The sequence below is a fragment of the Streptococcus sp. 151470009-6 genome, assembly GCF_053628175.1.
This window is the reverse complement of sequence record NZ_JBSEZF010000001.1, coordinates 375,305-397,159: the sequence shown is the minus strand read 5'-3', so window position 1 is coordinate 397,159 and position 21,855 is coordinate 375,305. Positions and strand designations below refer to the sequence as shown.

At 39.8% G+C, this 21,855-nt stretch carries 24 protein-coding genes, 1 tRNA gene, 1 pseudogene and 1 riboswitch; of the genes and pseudogenes, 4 read left to right on the top strand and 22 right to left on the bottom strand.

All coding sequences use genetic code 11. The annotated features are described in order from the left end of the window. Positions 1–114: 114 nt before the first annotated feature. The 15 genes and pseudogenes from ACUW6H_RS02045 to ACUW6H_RS01975 form a co-directional block, all read right to left on the bottom strand. Complete coding sequence (locus ACUW6H_RS02045) at positions 115–606, bottom strand: phosphoribosylanthranilate isomerase (protein WP_454360563.1); 492 nt, start codon at positions 604–606, stop codon at positions 115–117. 63 nt (positions 607–669) lie between these two features. Continuing rightward, complete coding sequence (locus tag ACUW6H_RS02040; RefSeq protein WP_268705273.1) at positions 670–1,551, bottom strand: diacylglycerol/lipid kinase family protein; 882 nt, start codon at positions 1,549–1,551, stop codon at positions 670–672. A 113-nt stretch (positions 1,552–1,664) separates the two neighbouring features. After that, positions 1,665–1,770, bottom strand: a pseudogene (locus ACUW6H_RS02035) (hydrolase); the annotation flags it as partial. Positions 1,771–1,787: 17 nt separating this feature from the next. After that, positions 1,788–2,405, bottom strand: coding sequence for an SAP domain-containing protein (locus tag ACUW6H_RS02030; RefSeq protein ID WP_454360561.1), 618 nt, complete (start codon positions 2,403–2,405; stop codon positions 1,788–1,790). A 312-nt stretch (positions 2,406–2,717) separates the two neighbouring features. Beyond that, a complete protein-coding gene (locus tag ACUW6H_RS02025; protein ID WP_454360559.1) occupies positions 2,718–3,461 on the bottom strand; it encodes a CPBP family intramembrane glutamic endopeptidase in 744 nt (247 codons plus the stop codon). 348 nt (positions 3,462–3,809) lie between these two features. Beyond that, complete coding sequence (gene rlmD / locus ACUW6H_RS02020; RefSeq protein WP_454360557.1) at positions 3,810–5,168, bottom strand: 23S rRNA (uracil(1939)-C(5))-methyltransferase RlmD; 1,359 nt, start codon at positions 5,166–5,168, stop codon at positions 3,810–3,812. 74 nt (positions 5,169–5,242) lie between these two features. Then, the gene (locus ACUW6H_RS02015; protein WP_454360555.1) at positions 5,243–6,217 is read right to left on the bottom strand and encodes a DUF1002 domain-containing protein; all 975 of its coding nucleotides are present in this window, start codon (positions 6,215–6,217) and stop codon (positions 5,243–5,245) included. Between the two features lie 86 nt (positions 6,218–6,303). Then, positions 6,304–6,906, bottom strand: coding sequence for a lysozyme family protein (locus tag ACUW6H_RS02010; protein WP_454360553.1), 603 nt, complete (start codon positions 6,904–6,906; stop codon positions 6,304–6,306). Beyond that, complete coding sequence (locus ACUW6H_RS02005; protein WP_454360551.1) at positions 6,906–7,880, bottom strand: nucleoid-associated protein; 975 nt, start codon at positions 7,878–7,880, stop codon at positions 6,906–6,908. The genes ACUW6H_RS02010 and ACUW6H_RS02005 overlap by 1 nt, the downstream gene beginning before the upstream one ends. A gap of 7 nt (positions 7,881–7,887) precedes the next feature. Further along, a complete protein-coding gene (gene glyA / locus ACUW6H_RS02000) occupies positions 7,888–9,144 on the bottom strand; it encodes a serine hydroxymethyltransferase (protein ID WP_454360549.1) in 1,257 nt (418 codons plus the stop codon). 61 nt (positions 9,145–9,205) lie between these two features. Continuing rightward, positions 9,206–9,637: a GNAT family N-acetyltransferase gene (locus tag ACUW6H_RS01995; RefSeq protein ID WP_454360547.1), complete on the bottom strand. Its 432-nt coding sequence runs from the start codon at positions 9,635–9,637 to the stop codon at positions 9,206–9,208. A 1-nt stretch (position 9,638) separates the two neighbouring features. Next, positions 9,639–10,241, bottom strand: a complete 603-nt coding sequence (locus ACUW6H_RS01990; protein ID WP_454360545.1) for an L-threonylcarbamoyladenylate synthase — start codon at positions 10,239–10,241, stop codon at positions 9,639–9,641. Next, positions 10,225–11,061, bottom strand: a complete 837-nt coding sequence (gene prmC, locus ACUW6H_RS01985; protein WP_454360543.1) for a peptide chain release factor N(5)-glutamine methyltransferase — start codon at positions 11,059–11,061, stop codon at positions 10,225–10,227. The genes ACUW6H_RS01990 and prmC overlap by 17 nt, the downstream gene beginning before the upstream one ends. Beyond that, complete coding sequence (prfA, locus tag ACUW6H_RS01980) at positions 11,061–12,140, bottom strand: peptide chain release factor 1 (protein WP_001028815.1); 1,080 nt, start codon at positions 12,138–12,140, stop codon at positions 11,061–11,063. The genes prmC and prfA overlap by 1 nt, the downstream gene beginning before the upstream one ends. Next, positions 12,137–12,727, bottom strand: a complete 591-nt coding sequence (locus ACUW6H_RS01975) for a thymidine kinase (protein WP_125391051.1) — start codon at positions 12,725–12,727, stop codon at positions 12,137–12,139. The genes prfA and ACUW6H_RS01975 overlap by 4 nt, the downstream gene beginning before the upstream one ends. A gap of 122 nt (positions 12,728–12,849) precedes the next feature. Between ACUW6H_RS01975 and ACUW6H_RS01970 the strand changes: the two genes are divergently transcribed. Both ACUW6H_RS01970 and mnmE read left to right on the top strand, forming a co-directional pair. Beyond that, a complete protein-coding gene (locus ACUW6H_RS01970) occupies positions 12,850–13,032 on the top strand; it encodes a 4-oxalocrotonate tautomerase (RefSeq protein WP_001117401.1) in 183 nt (60 codons plus the stop codon). 131 nt (positions 13,033–13,163) lie between these two features. Then, positions 13,164–14,537, top strand: coding sequence for a tRNA uridine-5-carboxymethylaminomethyl(34) synthesis GTPase MnmE (gene mnmE, locus ACUW6H_RS01965; protein WP_454360427.1), 1,374 nt, complete (start codon positions 13,164–13,166; stop codon positions 14,535–14,537). Positions 14,538–14,583: 46 nt separating this feature from the next. Here the strand turns inward: mnmE and dapA are convergent, their stop codons facing one another. The 4 genes from dapA to ACUW6H_RS01945 all read right to left on the bottom strand — a co-directional run bounded on the left by dapA (position 14,584) and on the right by ACUW6H_RS01945 (position 17,674). Continuing rightward, positions 14,584–15,519, bottom strand: a complete 936-nt coding sequence (gene dapA, locus ACUW6H_RS01960; RefSeq protein WP_454360425.1) for a 4-hydroxy-tetrahydrodipicolinate synthase — start codon at positions 15,517–15,519, stop codon at positions 14,584–14,586. 51 nt (positions 15,520–15,570) lie between these two features. Beyond that, positions 15,571–16,647, bottom strand: a complete 1,077-nt coding sequence (locus ACUW6H_RS01955) for an aspartate-semialdehyde dehydrogenase (protein ID WP_454360423.1) — start codon at positions 16,645–16,647, stop codon at positions 15,571–15,573. Positions 16,648–16,986: 339 nt separating this feature from the next. Next, positions 16,987–17,059: transfer RNA gene (locus ACUW6H_RS01950), tRNA-Thr, on the bottom strand. A 105-nt stretch (positions 17,060–17,164) separates the two neighbouring features. Beyond that, positions 17,165–17,674 carry a QueT transporter family protein gene (locus ACUW6H_RS01945; protein WP_268705287.1) on the bottom strand — a complete coding sequence of 170 codons (510 nt, stop codon included), beginning with the start codon at positions 17,672–17,674 and terminating at the stop codon, positions 17,165–17,167. Then, positions 17,672–17,768: riboswitch (PreQ1 riboswitch) on the bottom strand. (Overlaps the previous gene by 3 nt.) Positions 17,769–17,796: 28 nt before the next feature. Here ACUW6H_RS01945 and ACUW6H_RS01940 point away from each other — a divergent pair. Continuing rightward, positions 17,797–18,249, top strand: coding sequence for a GtrA family protein (locus ACUW6H_RS01940; protein ID WP_454360420.1), 453 nt, complete (start codon positions 17,797–17,799; stop codon positions 18,247–18,249). Positions 18,250–18,313: 64 nt separating this feature from the next. After that, positions 18,314–18,694 carry a large conductance mechanosensitive channel protein MscL gene (mscL, locus tag ACUW6H_RS01935; RefSeq protein ID WP_084911142.1) on the top strand — a complete coding sequence of 127 codons (381 nt, stop codon included), beginning with the start codon at positions 18,314–18,316 and terminating at the stop codon, positions 18,692–18,694. A 41-nt stretch (positions 18,695–18,735) separates the two neighbouring features. Here the strand turns inward: mscL and hemH are convergent, their stop codons facing one another. The 3 genes from hemH to srtB (ACUW6H_RS01920) form a co-directional block, all read right to left on the bottom strand. Then, complete coding sequence (gene hemH, locus ACUW6H_RS01930; protein ID WP_454360418.1) at positions 18,736–19,830, bottom strand: ferrochelatase; 1,095 nt, start codon at positions 19,828–19,830, stop codon at positions 18,736–18,738. 77 nt (positions 19,831–19,907) lie between these two features. Then, positions 19,908–20,774 (bottom strand): class B sortase, encoded by an 867-nt coding sequence (srtB, locus tag ACUW6H_RS01925; protein WP_454361267.1) that lies wholly within the window; start codon positions 20,772–20,774, stop codon positions 19,908–19,910. 81 nt (positions 20,775–20,855) lie between these two features. Continuing rightward, positions 20,856–21,854, bottom strand: a complete 999-nt coding sequence (srtB, locus tag ACUW6H_RS01920; RefSeq protein ID WP_454360416.1) for a class B sortase — start codon at positions 21,852–21,854, stop codon at positions 20,856–20,858. Between the last annotated feature and the right edge of the window lies 1 nt (position 21,855).

Here is a 21,855-nt window from a genome sequence, read left to right as displayed (position 1 = left end):
CTAGTATACTACTTTCGTATTTTATTTGCAAGGTTTGTCCGTAGTTTGAAGTGGTTTGTTGCTAGAAATAAAAAAGCAGCCAGTCTTACAACTAGCTACTTTTCAAATGATGATTTACAACTGTCTTTCCAGCCATTCTATCTTTTTAAAATCCTTATTGTTATTGTGGTCATTTCTATAAGAATCTTGGGAAGAAGTCTTGTAAATACTTAAAAACTGTTCCAAACTTGGAACGCGAAACGTGATGTCCTCGAGATGAATCAACTCTATATCTGATTCCGAAACCCCTGCAAAATCTGGTAAAGAATCAATACTTCCAAACTCAACACTCAGACCATCTTTTTGGAATTCATGCTCATGAATATCTATTAAGACATAGCCTAAGCCTTTCATCACTTTCATTATCTTGTCCCAGTCATAAATTCTGAGATGATCAGGTGCTTCCCATCCTCTAGGATCTCCAGGAACATGAATGTCAATGTCGGACGGCTGCCATTCTTCATTTGAACGGTATTCAAAACCCAAAGACCCCATGAGCGTAGGAGTGATTCCGACTTGGTTTAAATGAGAACAAATTGTTCGAAATTCATCAAATAGAGAATTCATTCCTCCTCCAATCGTTGATATGAAACTTTATTTCTCTGTGAGAGATAAACTAATTTTTACCTTCTACTCTTTCGGTTTTGAAAATACTTCTACTCGCTGAGCTAGGACTTTGATTTCAACAGGTAGGTTATCCGATTTATCGCCGTCAACATCTGACTCCAATTCACTATCTGAAGAGATCTTAATATTACGCGCTCTGATATACTCAATATTATCATTGCCGACAACATCTCCTTTTAGTAAATCAGGAATGACGGATAATTTAGAGAATATAGAAGCATCTTTTAGAATCAAAATATTGGCATAGCCATCTTTGTCTTCTTCAAAGATTTTCTTATCAGCGAAGTAATTTGTCAAGAGAACCAAAACATGACTAGCTTCACCAACATAATTTCCATTTTCTGTCTCAATCTTAATGTTAAAGACCTGATCCGTCATGACAGACTTCATTGTATTTACAGCATAGGCAAGGATACCAAATTTTGTCTTGTCCTCGATTTCAACATTGTGAATCGCCTCAGGCAGAGAACCGATACTAAAGATATAACCAAAATAGTTATCATTCGCTTTACCAATATCAATCTTGTTGGTTAAGTTAAAATCGAGTTCATCTATCGCGCCATCGATGTCTTGATTGATTTCCAAAAGTTTCGTAATGAGGTTACCAGTACCGCCAGGGATAATCCCTAACTTAGGAATGTAGTCTCTCTCAGCAATACCTGAAATAACTTCATTGACAGTCCCGTCTCCACCAAAAACAACCACTGCATCGTACTCCTCACGAGACGCTTCCTCAGCAAAGTGTGTTGCGTCTAAGGCTTTTTCGGTAATTTTGGTTTCCACCTGCTCAAAATAATCTTTGGCTTTACTCTCCAGCTTTTCTTTATAATCCAAAGCCTTCTCCCCACCAGAGGTAGGGTTGATAATTAACATTGCTTTTTTCATTGATAATACTCCTTAATTTTTAAATAGAAATGTTAGTGTAACTACATCAGCCATTACATATAATGCTATTATATAATGAAACCTCAAAAAATAGAAATCAGACGTACCGGAGATTAATATAATTTTATTCTATTTTCCCATCACCTTTAAGGATTCATCCAAATCAGAATAAGTTTTATCCTTTATCCAATAAGGAATACCATAAGCTGCCTCTGCCACCAAGTGAGATGGCGTTTCTACTTACAATAGTCTTTTATTTTATCAGCATATTCAGTCAAAAGATTCTTTGAATAAATTTTTTCATTACTTGAATTTCTAACTTCTTTCCAAAGAATAGAAGCTACTTTTAACTTGTTTGAGTAGTTACGACTATTTTCGTCTGCACTGAAATCCTTTAGAAATTGATTCCATTGACACACCGAATGGTCATACTTTGCATAATCTGAATCTCCATAATAAACTTTTAGCATATCTTGGATTGTAAAACTCAAATCATTGTCGCTTTTTACTTTTCTCCAAGCAGTTGCCATATCAGCAGTAAATTTAAAGGGCGAAACACCTGTTAAAGTTGAGAAATATTCTCTAAAGTGTACATTAAAGGAGAATCCACATTCAAGTAAGGGCGTATTTAAGTTAACAACTTCTACTCGTTTCTTATTTCTTTTTGTTGATGATTTTTTAATCAAATTACCCTTAAAGTACTGCTCAATAATATCATTAAGTTCCTGTTTGGTCCCTCTATATTCAAGCCCTAATGACTTGCATATCTGTGAAAGTTCATCACGATACCAGTAGTATTTATTAAACTCATCAAAGGATGTGATTTTATCAAACTCAGGTCTGCTTTCTATCAATATAACACCTCCTTAAAAACAGTTTAGGTTTTCATCTTAAAATAATGGAGTTTAGTTTCTTTATTCTGAGGATTAGCTACGTTTCTCTAATAAATTTACACACTCCACGTGTGGTAATATTCTTCTTTTATACTAATAAACGAAAGGCAGTAAAAATCATTTTAGAATGATACGGTGGAACGGAAAGATTTTCGCCACTTCAAAAGAAACGACATTCATCACTCCACTTTAAATTATAATAGATAATTCTCTAACATAGATCATCTAATTAGCAAATCGTTACTTTCAATAATGGATATCCTGATCTAAATTTTAAAATGTTGTTCCCTTACTAATTCTATTACTCGCCAATATAGTATAAATCAAATAACCAATAAAAATGATAATAAAAATAAGATTAATTTTTAACACAAAATAGAGATTTAAAAAATTTGCGAACGCATGAAATAATATACAGTATCCCACAGATTTCGTTTGACGGTAAAGAAGCCCTAAAACAAAACTTAAAAATAATGTATATATAAAAAATAAAATAAAAGGAAATCCTTGATGATTTTCTCCAACTATAAACCATAAAGGCAGATGCCAAATCCCCCAAATTGATCCTACAATCAAATTAGATCGCCAATAAGTATATTTTTTATCAAGTAAGGGTTGTAGTATGCCTCTCCATCCTAATTCTTCGTGACCGCCACCAAAAAAAATTAATTGAATAAAGAATAGTGGCATCAGATAAATGGATACTCCGTTTAATTCTAAGGAAGATACAGAAAATAGTATCAAAATTGCTAACAAATGAATAATGAAATAAATACTACTACTTTTTCTTTTAGTAAATACAAAATGTTTAAATTTTATATTATTCCTTTTCAAATAAAAGCCACTTGCAATAGCTGGTCCAAGTGCACCAACTATATGTAATATTCTTCCTATAAATGTCTCTAATCCCAAAATATAAGATTGTGTAAATATGGCAAGAAGCCCCCAAGATATATAAGTAATTCCAAATGTAAAACAAAGATAATTTTTTAAATTCTTTTTGTCAATTTCTGTCATTTTATCGCCCTTATCTTAATTATTTTATGAATAATATTATTACTACTTCTTAGTTGCTCTCGATTATAACTACCTATATTCTATCATAAAAACACAAAAAAGCCTTACAATCAAGGCTTTTCATAATTGATTCATACCAAGATTTCTAGGCTTTTACGAGAAAAGCTACACAATCATCGGTTCGCAGTTACCGTATCATTTAGTCGTAAACTCCTTACTCTACGACGTCTATCCCATGGGCAGAACATCTGCTTCTACTTCGCTGATGCCTCAGCTCGTACAAGCAGTGATACCGCCTCAACATGATGCGTTTGTGGAACTCAAAAGGTTTGGGGAACCTTTTGAGGATTAACTACGTTTCTCTAAATAACTCACACACTCAACATGATGCGTCTGCGGAAATAAATCCACCGGCTGGACTTTCCTCAACTCATATCCCAATTCTTGATAGAGTTTGATATCACGCGCCATGGTTGCGACATTACATGAAATATAAGCGATGCGGTCTGCTCCTGTTTGGGCGCTTGCTTTGATAAAGCTCTCGGTCAAGCCCTTGCGTGGTGGGTCCACTAGGATAACACTTGGTTGAATACCTTCCTTGAGCCAATTCTTCATGGCATTTTCAGCTGTGTCACAGACATAGTGAGCATTTGTAATATTGTTTAATGCAGCATTCTTCTTGCTATTCTCGACTGCTTCTGGAATCACTTCAACACCGTAGACTTCTTTGACATGCTTGGCGACTGATAAACCAATGGTTCCAATACCCGAATAGGCATCGATCACCACATCATCTGCTTTTAACTCCGCAAAGTCAATGGCCGTTTGATAAAGTTTCTCAGCCATTTGAGTATTGACCTGGTAAAAGGCTGGGCCAGCGATTTGGAAGTCATTGCCCAACATCTGATCGGTAATATAGTCTTGACCATAAAGAGTGCGCCATTCTTTCCCAAAAATCGCATTGGTATTCTGGTCGTTGATATTTTGCATGACAGACACAATCTCTGGGAACTGCTTGATAACTTGTTCAATCAATTGCTCCACTCGGAAAATTTTAGGACGTGTAGTCACTAAGATAACCATGATTTGTCCTGAATGATGCCCACGACGCACAACGAGGTTCCGAATCAAGCCAGACTGTTCCTTTTCGTCATAAGGTTTTAAATCATACCGACGAAGTAAGTCACGTAGGACTACTACAACTTGATCGATCACTGGATCTTGGATAAAGAAATCTTCGAGTGGCATAAGGTCATGCGAATTCTTACGGAAAAAGCCAGTTTCCAAGACACCATTCACTCGACGAACGGGCACCTGCGCCTTATTGCGATATTTGACTGGATGTTCCATACCTAGTGTCTCAGCGACCTCTACATTTCTAATGCCAGCAATTTTGTAGAGACTATCCTTGACTTGCTTGGTTTTAAACTTGAGCTGCTCTGGATAGGCAAGATGCCCCAAATCAGCGATACCTGAACGCAGATAAGCCAGGTCAAGGTCTAGATTACGATGAGGTGACTGAACAAGGTATTCTTCAACCTTCCCAAAGCCAATCTTTTTATTGACTTTAAGGACACGCATGAGGATTTTCTCAGTTGGTAGAGCATTCTCTACAAAGAAAACCAAACCTTCTACCTTGGCCACCCCAGCACCTTCATGGGTCAAATCGACAATTTCAACTTCTACAGTATCATTTTTCTTTAACATATTTTTCACTTTCTATCAGCCGACAAAAAAAGACGGCAACATTTCTGTTACCATCTATTATATCATGAAATGACCTAAGCACCAAAACTCTTGAAGAAGTTGACAATGGCTTGCCAAAGGGAGCTAAAGAAGTTGCCCCCGTCTTCTAGCGCTTTATTGGCATCAAAGTTGAGGTTGATATTTTTAAAACTATCTCCAGCTTGAGATACAATACTTTCCTTGAGGTCATTTAGGGTTTTAGTGAAATCAGCATTGTTTAAAATGTCACTCTTTGAGAGATTAAGCGCAAAATTGATGATGATATTGACCTGGTTTCCTGTTATAACCTGATCGAGTTTGTAGTTTTTTAGCGTGTCTTCAACGATTTTGCGGACATCTTCTTCTGTCAGATTGCCTTTGGCTTCTTTTGCCTTTGCGATTCCAGCCTTGATATCTGCCAAAGCGACATTGAGTTTATTGGCATCGTAGCCTGATTTGTCCTTGTTTTCAGCATTGATATCTGATAAGGCTTTTAGCTCCTCTTGAGCCAAGTCTTTATTGGCTTGCGGTACTTTAGCACCATTGGCCTCTAACGAGTAGTAAATCCCTGCTAGGGCGCTCTCTCCTGTAACTGGAATGGGTGCTGCAACTGTGATTTTGGCATGCTCCACTCCCAGCGTCACTGCTGCGTTACGGTACATATCCTGCGTCACCTTGGTGATATTTTCAGGCGTTTCAATCTTGACTTCTAGAGGTGATTTGTCACCCAGCTTTTGAATTTTAGCCGACGAATAGAGCTGTAGACTAGCATCATTAGCCACATTCATAATTTTCGAATAGATATCAGGTGTCATGGTTTTTATATCTTTGGTATCTTTCGATACGTCATAGCCAAGTTTGCTAAGAGTTTGATTCTTCTGGTCTTCAGTTAGCGAAGAGCCAAGAACATATTCAGGTTGTACATAGGTTTCATCGATTACTTTTTGAACATCGGTTGCTGCGTGGACACTCGTCATAGCTGTTGCAGCCCACAATACTGCAGCACTTGTTAGAAAGAATTTCTTTCTCATGGGATATTCCCTCCTTTACCTTTCTAGGGTAATAAAACAATCTTAAAGAAAGCTTATAGCGAAAAACATCTGGTCAAACCAGATGCTTAAAAGAAATTAAAGAATTTCGTGATATACAGGTTAAAGCGTACCTGTCTCGAGTAGTAATAATTTCCACCATTTTCATAGAGTTCTGCACCATGAAAGATAGAAATTGGGTTGATGTAGGTGTAGGTCTTCCCAGTGGTATTTCCAAGGATAGGAGCGACCGTTTCTCGGGAATAGCGTTTGGCTAATGCTAGTGTATTTTCCTTGCCATTCTGAGCGATAAAGTCTATATAGGCAGGTCCAAAATTATAGGCTTGAACGGCTGTCCAGACATCTACTCCTTTGTTTTGTGCAAGATAAAGGTTATCTGTTAGAGTTTGAATTCCTTGTCGAATACTAGCGGCATCATCATTAATGGTATTGGTTGTACCACTAGCGGACTCACTAGACTGCATAACGTCCCGCTCTTTTCCTTTCGTTTCGGTATAAATCATGGCGAGCACCAACTCTTCATTGGCTGGAGTATCTCTTTCACTAAGGATTTCCCGAACCATAGGTTGGTAGGTCATGACTTGCTTTACATCCTGACGAATGTGATAGGCTTTGTATCCAGCAAAAAGAAGGACTGCTAGCATTAGCATTCTTCTTATAAATTTAAACATTATTTACTTTGAATATCCTCGATATTTTTGATTAAGATAGAATAGGTTCCATTGTCATTTTGGATAAACTCAACAGACTCTGCGTCTTGGTAAACATTATTGGGAACGATGAGTTCGATTCCGTTTGACAAGGAAAGTTTTTGGTTTTCAAATTTCTTGAGCTGACGACTGGCATCAATTTCATCAAATTGAACTGGTTCGGGCACAGCTTCCTTGACTTGGTCGATAAAGCTTAGACGAGCTGTCAGGTTGTTATCAAAAAGGTCATTAGCCAATTTTTCAGGTGACAATTCATTGCTTTCTTCAAGATTGTTGAAAATAGCTGATTTGACCTTGGATTGAAACTGAAAATCATCTGTGTTAAAGGACTCTGCAATTCTCTGGGCTGTTTTTTCCAGTTCCTTGATAGATTTCTTTGGTGAAATCTTAGGAGCGACAGCTAGGAGATTTTCTGAAAAGTAGTTCAAAAAAGTCCCATTGTACTTGATGCGTTTCTCGATCAGGTGATACTTGCGACTTTGAAGATTGACGACCAAGGCCTCATCAGCCCCCGTTCCAAATCCCGGCAGGTTATTCTGAGTCAGCTTGATTGGATTATCAACTTCTCCTCCAAGGTGGGTCAAGGTTTCCCGTAGAGCAATTCGCAAGAAAGCGAAATGCTCTACACCTTCTTTAGAAAACTGAACAAAAACCAAGTCATTGGTCTTGAGATTTTCTGAAATGCTGAACTCCTCTTTCCAGAGATTAGCCAGGGTTACTGATGTCTCCAACAAATCGTCTGCGATGTGATTGAAGAAGGGATTTTCTTCCTCGAAAATCCCAGTCTTGGCTTCATCCGAATACACGCGTTCAATTTTTTTGCGCAAGTATTCCTCGATTTTTGGAGTAATATTGAGAAACTTATCCGCTAGGAACAACTCCGTATCATCTGGGCTGAACTGATGGATAATAGCTTTCTTAATATAAATGTCCATAAAAGTATTAGTCCTCGTATAATGGGAAGGCATCTGTCAACGCTTTGACTTCACTTCTCACTTCTTCTAATACAGCTTCATTTTCTGCTTTCTTAAGAGTTTTAATGATGAGTTCAGCCACTTTACGGCATTCTTCTTCACCAAATCCACGTGCAGTAATGGCTGCTGCTCCGATACGAATCCCACTTGTCTTGAATGGTGACAAAGTTTCGTAAGGGATTGAGTTTTTATTTAGGGTAATATTAACCTCATCCAGCAAGTTTTGAGCCACTTTTCCGTTTTCAACAACCTTAGTAACATCGACTAGGAAGAGGTGGTTTTCAGTCCCGCCAGAAATGATACGGAAGTCAGGGTCTTGCAAGAAGACAGCTGCCATAGCCTTGCTGTTTTTGATGACATTAGCAGCATATTCCTTGAAGGCTGGATCTAAAACTTCTTTGAATGACACAGCCTTGGCAGCAATAACATGCTCCAAAGGTCCACCTTGGATGCCAGGGAAAATAGCTGAATTGATTTTCTTCGCTAGGTCCTCATCATTGGTCAAAATCAAACCACCACGAGGCCCACGAAGGGTTTTGTGGGTCGTTGTCGTTGTGATATGAGCGTATGGAACTGGGCTTGGGTGAAGACCAGCTGCAACCAAACCAGCGATATGAGCCATATCGACCATAAGCTTAGCCCCGACAGCGTCTGCGATTTCACGGAATTTTGAGAAGTCGATAATTTGAGAATAGGCTGAAGCACCCGCTACGATTAGTTTTGGTTTTACTTCTTGGGCTTGTTTCAAGATAGCATCAAAGTCCAAGAGTTCTGTTTCAGGATCCACGCTATAAGAAACAAAGTTGTAGGTTTGACCAGAGAAGCTAACAGGAGCTCCGTGGGTCAAGTGCCCGCCAGCAGCCAAATCCATTCCCATAACCGTATCACCAGGCTCAATCAAGGCCATGTAAGCCGCACAGTTGGCTTGGCTTCCTGAGTGAGGTTGGACATTGGCGAATTTAGCACCGAAAATTTCTTTTGCACGTTCAATAGCTAGAGTTTCTACCACGTCTACTACATCCGTTCCACCATAATAACGGCGTCCTGGGTAACCTTCAGCGTATTTATTCGTCAAGATAGACCCTTGAGCTGCCATAACAGCCTTGGAAACCACGTTTTCCGAAGCAATCAACTCAATGTTGTTTTGTTGGCGTTCTTCTTCTTTGGCAATAGCATTCCAGAGATCAGCATCGTATGCTTTAAAATCGTCTTTATCAAAAATCATAGGTCTTCTCCTTTTTAGTGTGACTGGTCCTTTAGTTTGTTTTTACAAGAAAGAAAATAAACTAAAGAATGCGAATAAACCGTTTCTGCACTTTATCACAAGTATAACCAACTTTTTCATAAAATGCATGAGCACCCTGACGGTGATCGGCAGAATTTAAGCGGATAAACTCATAACCCCGTCTTTTTGCTTCTTGATCCAACCCTTGCAACAAGGATTTACCGATACCTAGCCCTTGTGCTTGAGGTGAAACCGCTAAGCCTAAGATATTAAATCCTGCTTTGGAATAAAGGGATTCATAAGCTTCAGCATGGACATATCCAAGTAGGACATGGCTGGCTGCATCCTCATAGCCAAGTAGGAAATGATGGGAATCCTGAGATAGTCTAGCTAGTTGACTAGCTGTGTCCTCCGGACTAAAAGAATAGCCCAAAGCCTCTTGGTTAATCTCACATATAGCATTCACATCTGTTTCTTGCAAATCTCTTAGCATCTCATTCCTCCTCAAAAGAAATCTCTGGCAACTGAGCAAGAATATCTTCTCGTTTAATGGTCCCCTGGCGTAAGATTTTCACCTTGTCTCCAGACAAATCCAAAATCGTCGAATCCTGTCCAGTTAGAAAAGCGTCGTCCTCCAGACCCAGAACCTCTTGGTCAAAATCCTCTAGAATTTGAGTAAAGGTCACTCCACTTGCCTGACCTGAAATATTGGCAGACGGCCCAATCAAAGGACCTGTCTCTCGAATCAAATCAAGTGTAATAGGGTGACTCGGCATCCGAAATCCAACAGTTGCAAGACCAGAATTGACCCAAAAGGGAACTCGGTCATTGGCTTCGAGGATAATGGTCAAGGGACCTGGTAAAAAGGTTTCTACAAGTTTTTGTAGATAAGTTGGCTGATTCTTAGAAAAGTGCAGGATATCCTCTAGAGAGGCGATATTGAGGTTAAGTGCCTTGTCTCTGGGACGACGTTTGAGTTCGTAAACATGGTCGACAGCTTTTTCATCTAAGGCCTTAGCAAATAGGCCGTAAACCGTCTCTGTAGGCAAAACAACAGCTCCGCCCTTTTCCAACTCTTGTCTAATCCTGTCCATCATCAACTACAACCATCCTATCTTGACCAAATTGGTCCTTGAGTGTTCGTACTCGTTTTTTAGGAAGATGTTTCCTAAAAAGCGCAGGAACACCTTGACCTTGCTTGTATCCAATTTCAAGGTAAATCTTACCACCATCTGTGAGATAGTCTTTTGCATCTTCCGCAATTCTACGGTAAATAGCTAGGCCATCCTCATCTGCAAAGAGAGCTAGATGAGGTTCCGAATGCAAAACATTCAAACCGACCTCTGACTCATCTTCACGAGAGATATAGGGTGGATTGGATACAATTATATCATATTTTTCAGAAATTTCTGCAAAACAATCAGATTTTTTAAAAAATATATTAAGATTTTGATTTTTAGCATTGTCCATTGCTAATTCTAGTGCATCTTGTGAAATATCTGCTGCAGTCACTGACCAATCTGGTCTGTTTTTAACTAATGCAAGAGCTATGGCGCCACTTCCAGTCCCAATATCTAGGACATTAAGATTTTCCTCAGGATTTTCTGTGAGGATGAGTTCCACCAACTCTTCTGTTTCTGGACGAGGAATCAAAACCCGCTCATCCACTTTTAACTGCATTCCAAAGAAATCTGCCTGTCCGATGATATACTGAGCTGGTTTATGGGACGCTAACTGCTGGTAAACTTCTTCTACAAATTGTTTTTCTTCCTCTGTTGCTTCTTGCTGGAGGGCAAAGACGAAATCTGTAAAAGAGAGTTTTTTCAGGCTACGATAGACAAAAGAGAGGCTTTCAGCTTCCTCTCCTTGTCTTATCAATTCTTCTTCAAAATCTGAAAATAATTGAGCTAATTTCATTATTTGTTTAATTCTTCTAATTTCTGTGTTTGATCGTAAAGGACCAAAGCGTCCACAACTTCATCTAATTTACCAGACAAAATCGTATCTAGTTTTTGGAGGGTCAAGCCAATACGGTGGTCTGTGACACGGTTTTGTGGAAAATTATAAGTACGGATGCGCTCTGAACGGTCACCAGTACCGATAGTAGACTTACGCTCTGCGTCTTGCTCATCTTGGGCAATCTGTGCAAAATGGTCAGCAACACGCGCACGAATAATCTTCATAGCCTTCTCACGGTTCTTCTGCTGGGTACGTTCTTCCTGCATCTCAACCTTGATATTAGTTGGCAAGTGAACGATACGAACGGCAGTCGCAACCTTGTTGACGTTCTGACCACCAGCACCAGATGCGTGGTAAATATCAACTCGAAGGTCTTTTGGATCAATATCGTACTCTACTTCTTCGACCTCTGGCATGACAAGGACAGTCGCTGTAGAGGTGTGAACACGACCCTGACTTTCTGTCACTGGGACACGTTGTACACGGTGGGCACCAGACTCATACTTAAGTTTAGAGTAAACGGATTGACCAGAAACCATAGCAACCACTTCTTTGAATCCACCGACACCGTTCATAGAGGCTTCCATGACTTCAAAGCGCCAACCTTGGGCTTCCGCATACTTTTGGTACATAGTTAGAAGATCTCCAGCGAAAAGTGCTGCTTCATCACCGCCAGCCGCTCCACGAATTTCAAGGATGATGTTCTTGTCATCGTTTGGATCCTTTGGAAGGAGCAAGATTTTCAGTTTTTCTTCGTACTCTTCTTTTTCAGCCTTAGCATCTTTGAGTTCTTGCTTGGCCATTTCCTCCAAGTCCGCATCTCCACCTGATTCCTTAATCATCTCTTCGGCGTCAACGATGTTTTGAAGGACTTGTTTGTACTCACGGTAGGCCGTTACTGTATCACGAGTTGAAGCCTCTTCTTTGGACAATTCCATGAAACGTTTGGTATCAGATACCACATCAGGGTCGCTGAGCAATTCTCCTAATTCTTCATAACGGTCTTCTACAGCTTGTAGTTGATCATAGATGTTCATTTTTCTTTATTCTCCTTATTGATTTCAGGGGCAAAATAATGTTTACGGCAAACCGAGATATAGGTTTCATTGCCACCGATCTGGATTTGTTCGCCATCATAGACTGGCACACCATCTTGAGTTCGTAGAACCATGGTCGCCTTTTTCTTACAATACTGGCAAATGGTCTTAATCTCGTCAATCTTATCTGCTAAGAGTAAGAGATGTTTGGAACCTTCGAAGAGTTCATTGCGAAAGTCATTCTTCAAACCAAATGCCATGACAGGGATGTCTAACTCATCGACAACACGAGCTAGGTCGTAAACATGGTGACGCTTGAGAAACTGGGCCTCATCGACCAAGACACAGTAGGGTTTTACTTCCAAATCTCGGATTAAGCCATAGATATCTGTATCATCTTCAATCGCAAGAGCTGGTCGTTTCATACCAATCCGACTAGATACATAACCAACACCATCACGTGTATCAAGAGCAGAAGTCATGATGACAACACCTTTTCCTTGCTCCTCATAGTTATAGGCTACCTTAAGAATCTCAATCGTTTTACCTGAGTTCATAGTCCCATAACGATAATACAACTGTGCCATGCTTCTATTTCACGTCCATTTCTAAATTTTTGCTACATTCTAGTATATCATAATTTTCTGAAGCTTTAAACGGCAAAATGTGGTAAAATAGAAGAAATCAAAAACTAGTGGAGGAAGCTATTATGCCATTTGTTCGCATCGATTTGTTTGAAGGACGTACGCTCGAGCAAAAGAAAGCTCTTGCTAAGGAGGTTACTGAAGCAGTTGTCCGCAACACAGGAGCACCTCAGTCTGCTGTTCATGTCATTATCAACGACATGCCTGAAGGAACATATTTTCCTCAAGGTGAAATGCGTACCAAATAAGCAAGCTTAAGCAAATTTGCTTAGGCTTTTTCAATCTCTAAGTACATCCATTGAAGAAATGGTTTAAATTTGTTACAATTTGAAAAGAGGCTTGGAGATATTTCCAAGAAAAGTGTTTTAAAGGAAGAAATATGATTACACGTGAATTTGATACCATTGCTGCTATCTCTACTCCTCTTGGAGAAGGAGCCATTGGTATTGTCCGCTTGAGCGGAACAGATAGTTTTGCTATTGCCCAAAAGATTTTTAGAGGAAAAGACCTGAATAAGGTTGCTAGCCACACGCTTAATTACGGGCATATCGTTGACCCTCAAACTGGCAAAGTTATGGACGAGGTTATGGTTGGAGCCATGAAGTCTCCAAGAACCTTCACTCGTGAAGATATTATCGAAATTAACACCCATGGTGGGATTGCAGTGACCAATGAAATTCTCCAGCTAGCTATCCGTGAAGGAGCTCGGTTAGCAGAGCCTGGTGAATTTACCAAGCGCGCCTTCCTCAATGGTCGTGTGGACCTGACTCAGGCTGAGGCGGTGATGGACATCATCCGTGCCAAGACAGACAAGGCTATGAACATTGCTGTCAAACAACTAGATGGTTCCCTTTCTGATCTCATAAACAATACTCGCCAAGAAATCCTCAATACGCTTGCCCAAGTTGAGGTCAATATTGACTATCCTGAGTACGACGATGTTGAGGAAGCTACTACTGCAGTTGTCCGTGAGAAAACTATGGAGTTTGAACAACTCTTGACCAATCTCCTTAAAACAGCTCGTCGTGGTAAAATCCTTCGTGAGGGAATTTCAACAGCTATCATCGGCCGTCCCAATGTTGGGAAATCCAGTCTTCTCAACAATCTCCTTCGTGAAGACAAGGCTATCGTGACTGATATCGCTGGTACAACGCGTGATGTCATTGAAGAATACATCAATATCAATGGTGTTCCTCTCAAATTGATTGATACAGCTGGTATCCGTGAAACAGATGACATCGTCGAACAAATCGGTGTTGAGCGTTCCAAAAAAGCCCTCAAGGAAGCTGACTTGGTTCTACTAGTGCTCAATGCCAGTGAACCGCTAACCGCCCAAGATTGCCAACTTCTAGAAATCAGTCAAGACACTAATCGCATTATTCTTCTTAACAAGACTGATCTGCCTGAAGCGATTGAAACTTCTGAGCTTCCTGAAGATGTTATTCGTATTTCAGTTCTTAAAAATCAAAATATCGATAAGATTGAAGATAGAATCAACAACCTTTTCTTTGAGAATGCTGGTTTGGTTGAGCAAGACGCCACTTACTTGTCAAATGCCCGCCACATTTCCTTGATTGAAAAAGCTGTTGAAAGCTTGCAAGCAGTTAATGAAGGACTAGAACTTGGGATGCCAGTCGACCTTCTCCAAGTTGACTTGACCCGTACTTGGGAAATTCTCGGAGAAATCACTGGAGATGCTGCACCTGATGAACTCATTACCCAACTCTTTAGCCAATTCTGTTTAGGAAAATAAGAAAAATCCATGATCGCTCTTGCGTTCATGGATTTTATTGTCTTTATTAGTAATCTGGTCTAAGGACACCTGTTACAGTTGCCTTAGTTGCTTCGTAGTCGCCATCTACGACAACTTTGATAATGCGTTTAGCATCTTCTTCTGGTGCTGGAACTAGAGGTAATCGAGTTGGTCCAGCTTCAAATCCCATATAGTTCAAAACAGCCTTAACTGGAGCAGGACTTGGATAAGAGAAGAGGGCGTTGACCTTAGGGATGAATTTGCGTTGAATAGCTGCTGCTTTTTTCATATCGCTTTCTGCAATGGCAGTGAGCATCTCGTGCATCTCATCTCCATTTGTATGAGAGGCAACAGAAATAACCCCGTCCGCACCAAGATTCATAGCATGAAAAGCATCACCATCTTCACCAGTATAAATCAAAAATTCCTCTGGCTTGTGCTCAATCAAGTAAGCCATATTAGCCAAGCTAGTACATTCTTTAACACCGATGATATTTGGGTGGTCAGCCAAACGAAGCATAGTCTCAGGAGTCAATTCGACAACCACACGCCCTGGAATGTTATAAATGATAATCGGCAAATCTGAGGCATCAGCAATCGCCTTGAAATGCTGATACATCCCTTCTTGAGAAGGTTTGTTATAGTAAGGTACGATTGCAAGCCCAGCTGCAAAACCACCAAATTCTGCAACTTCTTTGACAAACTCGATAGAGTCACGTGTGTCATTGGTACCTATACCCGCAATCAAAGGAACACGTCCGTTGACAACCTTTTGTACAGCAGCAAAGAGTTCCAACTCTTCATCGTGGGTCAAGGTTGGACTTTCAGCAGTCGTTCCAGCCAGCAAAATCCCATCTGTATGGTGATCCAACAAATGCTCTATAAGGGCTGGAATGGCATCAAAGTTGATGGAGCCATCTTCATGGAAAGGAGTGATGAAGGCAGTAATGATTTTACATTCTTTTAGATCTTGGTAAGACATGAGAAACACCTCTCTATTTCAAAGAAGGAGTTCATTCGAACTCCTAAACCATTATTTCAATTCAAATTTCAGCTCAGCTGTTGGACGGACCAAACCACGCTCATGAAGCGTTTCTGCGATCTGTACAGAGTTCCAAGCAGCACCTTTGAGGAGGTTATCTGAAACAACCCACATGTGAATTCCTTTTTCAGCATCCAAGTCCTTACGGATACGACCGACAAAGGTATCTCTTGAGCCAACAGCATTGATGGCTTGTGGGTAAACTTGGTTAGCCACATCATCCTCCAAAACTGCACCTGGGAAGGATGAGATAGCTGCTTTCACTTCTTCGATTGGCGCAACTTCTTTTGTTTCGATGTAAACAGACTCAGAGTGAGCTGACAAAACCGGAATACGCACACATGTAGCAGACACAGCAATGCTATCATCTTCCATAATTTTCTTAGTTTCTTTAGTCATCTTCATCTCTTCGTAAGTGTAATCATTGTCTGTGAACAAGTCGATCTGAGGAAGAGCATTGAAGGCGATTGGATAGTGTTTCTTATCACCACCTGAAGGCAAGATTTCCGCTTGCAAATCACGTGGATTCACACCGTCATTCAAGACTTCACGAAGTTCACGTTGTGTTTCAAGAATCGCTCCCATACCAGCACCTGAAACCGCTTGGTAAGTTGAAACGATGATACGGTCCAAGCCCCATTTTTGACGAACAGGCTCAAGAGCCACCATCATTTGGATTGTTGAACAGTTCGGGCAGGCAATGATTCCATTGTGGGCATCCAAGGCATGAGCATTTACTTCTGGGACAACCAATGGTACATCTGGGTTTTGACGGAAGTAAGATGTGTTATCAACCACTACAGCACCAGCCTTAACTGCGTAGGGAGCATACTTAGCAGATGTCGAACCACCAGCTGAGAAGAGAGCAATATCAACACCCTCAAAGGCTGTTTCAGTTGTTTCCTCAATCGTAATCTCCTGATCTTTAAATTTCAAAGTCTTACCAGCTGAACGTGCAGAAGCAAGGTAACGAATTTTATCAATAGGAAGTGATGATTCTTCCAACATTTTTATCATCTGAGCTCCGACAGCACCTGTCGCGCCGACTACAGCAACTGTATATCCCATAAATAACCTCTTTCGGAATTTTCTAAAAATTTCTATAATAGATGTATTATACTACTTTTTCTAAAAATTGAAAAGCATTTTTGGGTTATATTTTCTGAAAATAAAAAATCCCTAGCCATTGACTAGGGACTAAGAGGCATCTTCATGTGATGAGCAGGTTCACACAACTCATCAAGGTCCGCTCCTGCGTTATGACCTCCTTATGCTCAATAGCAGTCCGAAGACTACCTATCGACTCATCGCAGGTTTTATTCTACTATGCTTTGCTGACTTTGTCAAGGCTAATGCGGGGGAAATATAAAAAACTCTCGAATATCAAGAGTTTTCTTGTCTATCTAATGCTAATTGCCGGGATTGAACCGGCGACCTCATCCTTACCATGGATGTGCTCTGCCAACTGAGCTAAATCAGCTTACCTAAAAAGTATACTATAGTTCTATGCTCTTGTCAAGCGCTCTCTTTTAATTTTCTGGAATGAAAAAAGCTAGATCTAGCAAGAATCTAGCTTATAAACTTCTTATTTTGTAAGGTCGATTCGCTGTCCTAGTTTTCCGATTAGGATTGCACCAACGATAAGGGATGCAAACTCTCCAATCCCTGTAGAAAACCAAGTGAAAAAGAATGGAGCTTCAGCAACGATATGAAGTTCTGCTGCAATGGTAATCATTGAAATAGAGAATAGGATTGAAAATAAGAAATGATCTTTTCGAATCAAACCATTGAACAAATAGTCTTTCTTATACTTGCTAAAGAGCCAAACACCTAGACTAAGGAAAACTAGAGTAGATCCCCCGCCGACAAAGACATCAATTAGGCCAAAGCTAAAGAAATTAGCAATCATACAACCAATCGTCACACCGATGATATATTTAGGGTTGTAAAAAGCCAAAAAATTCATCATCTCAGAAATACGGAACTGGTAAGCACCGAAGCTAATAGCATTTAGTGGTGGGGTAATGGTCAAAACCACATAGATAGCAGCAACAATAGCAATATCTGCCATGTCACGAACAGTTAATTTTTTCATGTTTTCTCCTTTGGCGGTTTCCCGCGTAAAATATGCTTGGTGAAAGAAGCTAAGCACCAAGGGTTGAGTGAATCAACCTTACCAGTATAGCACAATATATGACTTTATGCTATACTAAAATCATGAAAAAACTAATAAAAACTTTTTTTGATAGCGAAATCCTCTCTTATCTATTTTTTGGTGGTGCTACTACTTTAGTATCTATTTTATCACGTTTAGCTATCTATCATATCAGCCATCAGGAAATTCTAGCAACTGCACTGGCAAATATTATCGGTATTCTTTTTGCCTTTATCACAAATGATACATTTGTTTTTAAACAAGAGAGGAAGAATTGGACAATTCGACTAGTTAAATTTTTCTTAGCCCGTCTCTCTACTCTTGGCCTGGATCTTCTTTTAACTTATATCTTTGTTACAACCTTTCCTGATGTTATTGGCCAGTTTGTTAAATATAATATAGATAAAGTTAATACTATCGAGACCATATTAGCACAGATATTGATCATTATTTTAAACTATATTCTCAGTAAAATCTATATTTTTAAAAAGGGCAATTCATCTCAAAAACATTAAACTTGCATTTCGTTCGGTTTTAAGTTATAATAAGAATGAAATTTTTGGAAAGGAATTTATGAAAATGTTAAAGGATCTTAAAGCATTTTTGCTTCGTGGTAATGTCGTTGACCTCGCTGTCGGTGTGATCATTGCCTCTGCATTTGGTGCTATCGTTACTTCATTTGTTAATGATATCATCACTCCACTTCTCTTGAACCCAGCTTTGAAAGCTGCGAACGTTGAACGTATCGCTGAACTTTCATGGAATGGTGTTGGTTATGGTAGCTTCTTGAGCGCTGTTATCAACTTCCTCGTTGTGGGTACAGTTCTCTTCTTTGTTATCAAAGGTATTGAAAAAGCTCAAAATCTTCGTAAGAAAGAGGAAGTGGTTGAGGAAGCTCCTGCTGCTCCAACTGAACTCGAAGTTCTTCAAGAAATCAAAGCTCTTCTTGAGAAAAAATAAGACAAATAAAGGATCTAGATTAAAGCTAAATCCTTTTTTCTTTACTCTTTTGGTAACTTCCCAGCCTTTTCGAGCATTTTCTTAATCAAGTAAGGCATCTTCACATTTTCACGGCCTTTTTTCTCAATGAGCTTTTTCACAAATTCTGGCATCTGAAGGTCGTTTGTCTCCTCCATGATGTCCTTGGTAGTTGCTGAAGGAGCTAACTCATCAAAGGTTTCTTCTTCTGGGAGAAAAGCTTTGAATTCTTTGTGTTCATTGGCTCTTACAGTAGCAACTAAAGCGTCAATTAAACGGCTATCCGTATTGGGCATAGGTGGGCGATGGTAGGTGACACCTAATTCTTGACACAACTCATAACATTCAACATCGTTGTCAAACAAGACTTCGATGTGCTCACTGATAAAACTAATCGGGACAAAAATATAATGCTCGGGATGTTGCTTTTGTTCTCGTAAATATTCTAAGACATCTGGCTTGATCCAAGGGATTCCAATATCGCTTTCGCTCTGCCAAGTATTGGTATACTGGTCGGCTGTTAGGTCGAGTTGTTCAGCGATTAGCTTGCTATTATCGAAAATCTGATCGATATATGGATCTCCATAGTCTAAAGCAAAAATGGGAACACTGTGGGCTGAAAAGATTACCTTGAAGGACTCTTCTCCCACCTCATTTCGTAAAATTTTTCTAATCTCATCTGTCCAGAAGTCCAGCAAAGGCTGTTGTTGATACCAGTCCTTAATTACTAAAAATCGGATCTGCTGGCTTTCCAGAAACTTTTCATACCCCATGACTGAGTAAAAAGAATAATGAGGTTCCAAAATCAAGCAGATACATTCTTCAACACCATCAGCCTCCATCTGTTGGATCACGTCTGGAATAAAGGGACGAGAAAATTTGTTGGCAAAGTAGATACCGTACTCCTCAACTAAACGTTCCTTGACTAAATCAACCTCCTCACGTGTAATCCGCTGCAAGGGTGTCCCACCGATAAGGACATAGTTGTCATAGAGAGTCTGAATCTCGTGATCCTGGGGTCTAACTCCACGACGAATGTTTGTAAAGAATTCTGCCACTCCTTCAAAACTAATCTCCTCTGGAGATCCAAAGGTCATCATCAATATTGCTTTTTTCATGTTATCATCCTTATGTTATTATTTTCACTATCTATTTTATCATGAAAGAAAAAAATAGTAAACGCTTCCGACGTCTACTATTTCTTTTTGTCTTTTGTCTTTTTATCTCGTCTCATGATTAGGATGATGAGGAAAAGAAGTAAGAGGACGATAATAAGGAGTAGAAAGGCTAGGATGTAGATCCAATGGCTGGGAATTCCATGATCGAAATACCGCGTTCCTACTGCTTCTCTACTCTTATCCTGTGCTACTTTTACCGGCGCATCCGTTATTTTAGCTAAAAGGATATGTCGTCCATTAGTTATGTTAAGGAAACAGGTGCTTAATAAAACAATCTTATCTGTTGAAGTCAGCGAAACATCTCGCTTGTACTTGGCTTTGCTTAACAGATACTGATAGTATGCCTGATGTTCCTCGTCATTGGAACTCAGGGTTCGATAAATCTCCGTGTCATAGGCATCCACTTCTAAAATTCCAAATATCTCAAGACCACGTTCACGACCATTGTAGTAGATAGAGCCATAACGGTGATTTTCGAAAAACTCTTGATTCGCAAACTTTTGTATCTCACCAAACATGGCACCAGAGGCCATGGAGTGACCATAGATAATGGTGTTAAAGTCGGTAAAGTTTGGGTTAAAACGATAGTCTAGAAAAATAGAGCCTGACACAGTATAATCGCCAAAGGCATTGCGGTCAAGGTATTTAACATTATCCTGACTCTGCAAGAGAGGATAGTCTACCTTGGTTCCATCAAGGCTAATCCAACCACAAACATCCTTATTCAAGTGCTGCAGGGTTTCAAAACCAGTACTGCTCGCATCTTTTTCAATGGGATTATAGTGATCGTAGTCGCTCGCAAGGACCCTATCACCGGTAAAAAGACAGAAAAAAGCTAAAAAGAGGGATAGAATGACCTTTATGGCTTTGCGACTCGTAGACATTTTAATATTCACTTCTTTCTCCTTTCTAGCCTTGAAAATAAAAGAGCAAGAGAGACTGTCCCTTTCTCTTTTATCAGTAGTTTAGTCAGAAATACTATCTGCCTCTTCTTTTGCTTCTCTTCTTCGTCGCAAGATCAAGTAGAGGATGATGAGCAAGAAGATCAATAACAAGAGCAAGATAAATAAGATGATGTACCATATCCACAAAGGAATCGATGAGAGAAATCGTCCGAGCGACGAATCATCAAAGACACTGTAAGGGAATGGTTTTGATTTTTTCGTATGGAAGGTGTTCTTTGGAACCGTATCCGTAATCTTGGCAACTACGATATGTCTTCCATTTGTAACGTCTAGGAAACAGGTACTGAGGAGGATGATATGGTCATTCGGCCCCAGTGTAATATCCCGCTTGTGGATGGCAACCGAGAGTAAGTGATCGATATATTCTTGGCGCCGATCATCTCCATTAATACCTGGATCGTAGATGTTAAAGTCATAGGCGTCCACCTCGAGCATCTCAAAGATCTCAAGACCTTTTTCAACGCCATTATAGTAAATACTACCGTAGCGATGCTGGTCAAAAAACTCCTTATCAGAAAACTTTGCTACATCTCCAAACATAACCCCATTTTCTACATGGTGTCCGTAGATGATAGTATTAAAGTCTTCAAACTTGGATTCATTTCGAGCCTCAAGGAAAATAGCTCCTGTTGCGGCAAATTCTCCCTTTGAATCCTTGTTCAGGTACTTTTCATTGTCCTTGGCTTGGACTAAGGGATAGTCAATATTGGTGCCATAGACATTGATCCAACCGAGTACTTCTGGGTTGACTTGCTGTAGCTTGTGAAAGCCAGAAAAACTAGCAAGCTCATCTTTCTCACTGGTACTCACTGGTCTATAGGCTTCATACTCACTAGACGAAGCCTGAGAATAAACCTGATTGGTATCCCAGAGGGCGTAGAAACCAAAGAGAAAGACTAAGGCTGCCAAGAGGAGCAAGATATGATTCATCAATGCATCTACAGCAAGGACCAGACGCCTAGACAAACTCCTTTTTGGTTTCTCACGCTTGATTTTCATA

What these genes read in the sequence shown, in the direction of transcription:
- ACUW6H_RS02015 (WP_454360555.1), bottom strand. Translation starts at nt 6,217, where the DNA reads ATGAGAAAGAAATTCTTTCTAACAAGTGCTGCAGTATTGTGGGCTGCA.
- hemH (WP_454360418.1), bottom strand. Translation starts at nt 19,830, where the DNA reads ATGAAAAAAGCAATATTGATGATGACCTTTGGATCTCCAGAGGAGATT.
- ACUW6H_RS02025 (WP_454360559.1), bottom strand. Translation starts at nt 3,461, where the DNA reads ATGACAGAAATTGACAAAAAGAATTTAAAAAATTATCTTTGTTTTACA.
- prmC (WP_454360543.1), bottom strand. Translation starts at nt 11,061, where the DNA reads ATGAAATTAGCTCAATTATTTTCAGATTTTGAAGAAGAATTGATAAGA.
- mnmE (WP_454360427.1), top strand. Translation starts at nt 13,164, where the DNA reads ATGATTACACGTGAATTTGATACCATTGCTGCTATCTCTACTCCTCTT.
- ACUW6H_RS01955 (WP_454360423.1), bottom strand. Translation starts at nt 16,647, where the DNA reads ATGGGATATACAGTTGCTGTAGTCGGCGCGACAGGTGCTGTCGGAGCT.
- ACUW6H_RS02005 (WP_454360551.1), bottom strand. Translation starts at nt 7,880, where the DNA reads ATGGACATTTATATTAAGAAAGCTATTATCCATCAGTTCAGCCCAGAT.
- glyA (WP_454360549.1), bottom strand. Translation starts at nt 9,144, where the DNA reads ATGATTTTTGATAAAGACGATTTTAAAGCATACGATGCTGATCTCTGG.
- ACUW6H_RS02010 (WP_454360553.1), bottom strand. Translation starts at nt 6,906, where the DNA reads ATGTTTAAATTTATAAGAAGAATGCTAATGCTAGCAGTCCTTCTTTTT.
- ACUW6H_RS02045 (WP_454360563.1), bottom strand. Translation starts at nt 606, where the DNA reads ATGAATTCTCTATTTGATGAATTTCGAACAATTTGTTCTCATTTAAAC.
- prfA (WP_001028815.1), bottom strand. Translation starts at nt 12,140, where the DNA reads ATGAACATCTATGATCAACTACAAGCTGTAGAAGACCGTTATGAAGAA.
- ACUW6H_RS01945 (WP_268705287.1), bottom strand. Translation starts at nt 17,674, where the DNA reads ATGAAAAAATTAACTGTTCGTGACATGGCAGATATTGCTATTGTTGCT.
- ACUW6H_RS02040 (WP_268705273.1), bottom strand. Translation starts at nt 1,551, where the DNA reads ATGAAAAAAGCAATGTTAATTATCAACCCTACCTCTGGTGGGGAGAAG.
- mscL (WP_084911142.1), top strand. Translation starts at nt 18,314, where the DNA reads ATGTTAAAGGATCTTAAAGCATTTTTGCTTCGTGGTAATGTCGTTGAC.
- srtB (WP_454361267.1), bottom strand. Translation starts at nt 20,774, where the DNA reads ATGTCTACGAGTCGCAAAGCCATAAAGGTCATTCTATCCCTCTTTTTA.
- rlmD (WP_454360557.1), bottom strand. Translation starts at nt 5,168, where the DNA reads ATGTTAAAGAAAAATGATACTGTAGAAGTTGAAATTGTCGATTTGACC.
- ACUW6H_RS01990 (WP_454360545.1), bottom strand. Translation starts at nt 10,241, where the DNA reads ATGATGGACAGGATTAGACAAGAGTTGGAAAAGGGCGGAGCTGTTGTT.
- dapA (WP_454360425.1), bottom strand. Translation starts at nt 15,519, where the DNA reads ATGTCTTACCAAGATCTAAAAGAATGTAAAATCATTACTGCCTTCATC.
- ACUW6H_RS01995 (WP_454360547.1), bottom strand. Translation starts at nt 9,637, where the DNA reads ATGCTAAGAGATTTGCAAGAAACAGATGTGAATGCTATATGTGAGATT.
- srtB (WP_454360416.1), bottom strand. Translation starts at nt 21,854, where the DNA reads ATGAAAATCAAGCGTGAGAAACCAAAAAGGAGTTTGTCTAGGCGTCTG.
- ACUW6H_RS01940 (WP_454360420.1), top strand. Translation starts at nt 17,797, where the DNA reads ATGAAAAAACTAATAAAAACTTTTTTTGATAGCGAAATCCTCTCTTAT.
- ACUW6H_RS01970 (WP_001117401.1), top strand. Translation starts at nt 12,850, where the DNA reads ATGCCATTTGTTCGCATCGATTTGTTTGAAGGACGTACGCTCGAGCAA.
- ACUW6H_RS01975 (WP_125391051.1), bottom strand. Translation starts at nt 12,727, where the DNA reads ATGGCACAGTTGTATTATCGTTATGGGACTATGAACTCAGGTAAAACG.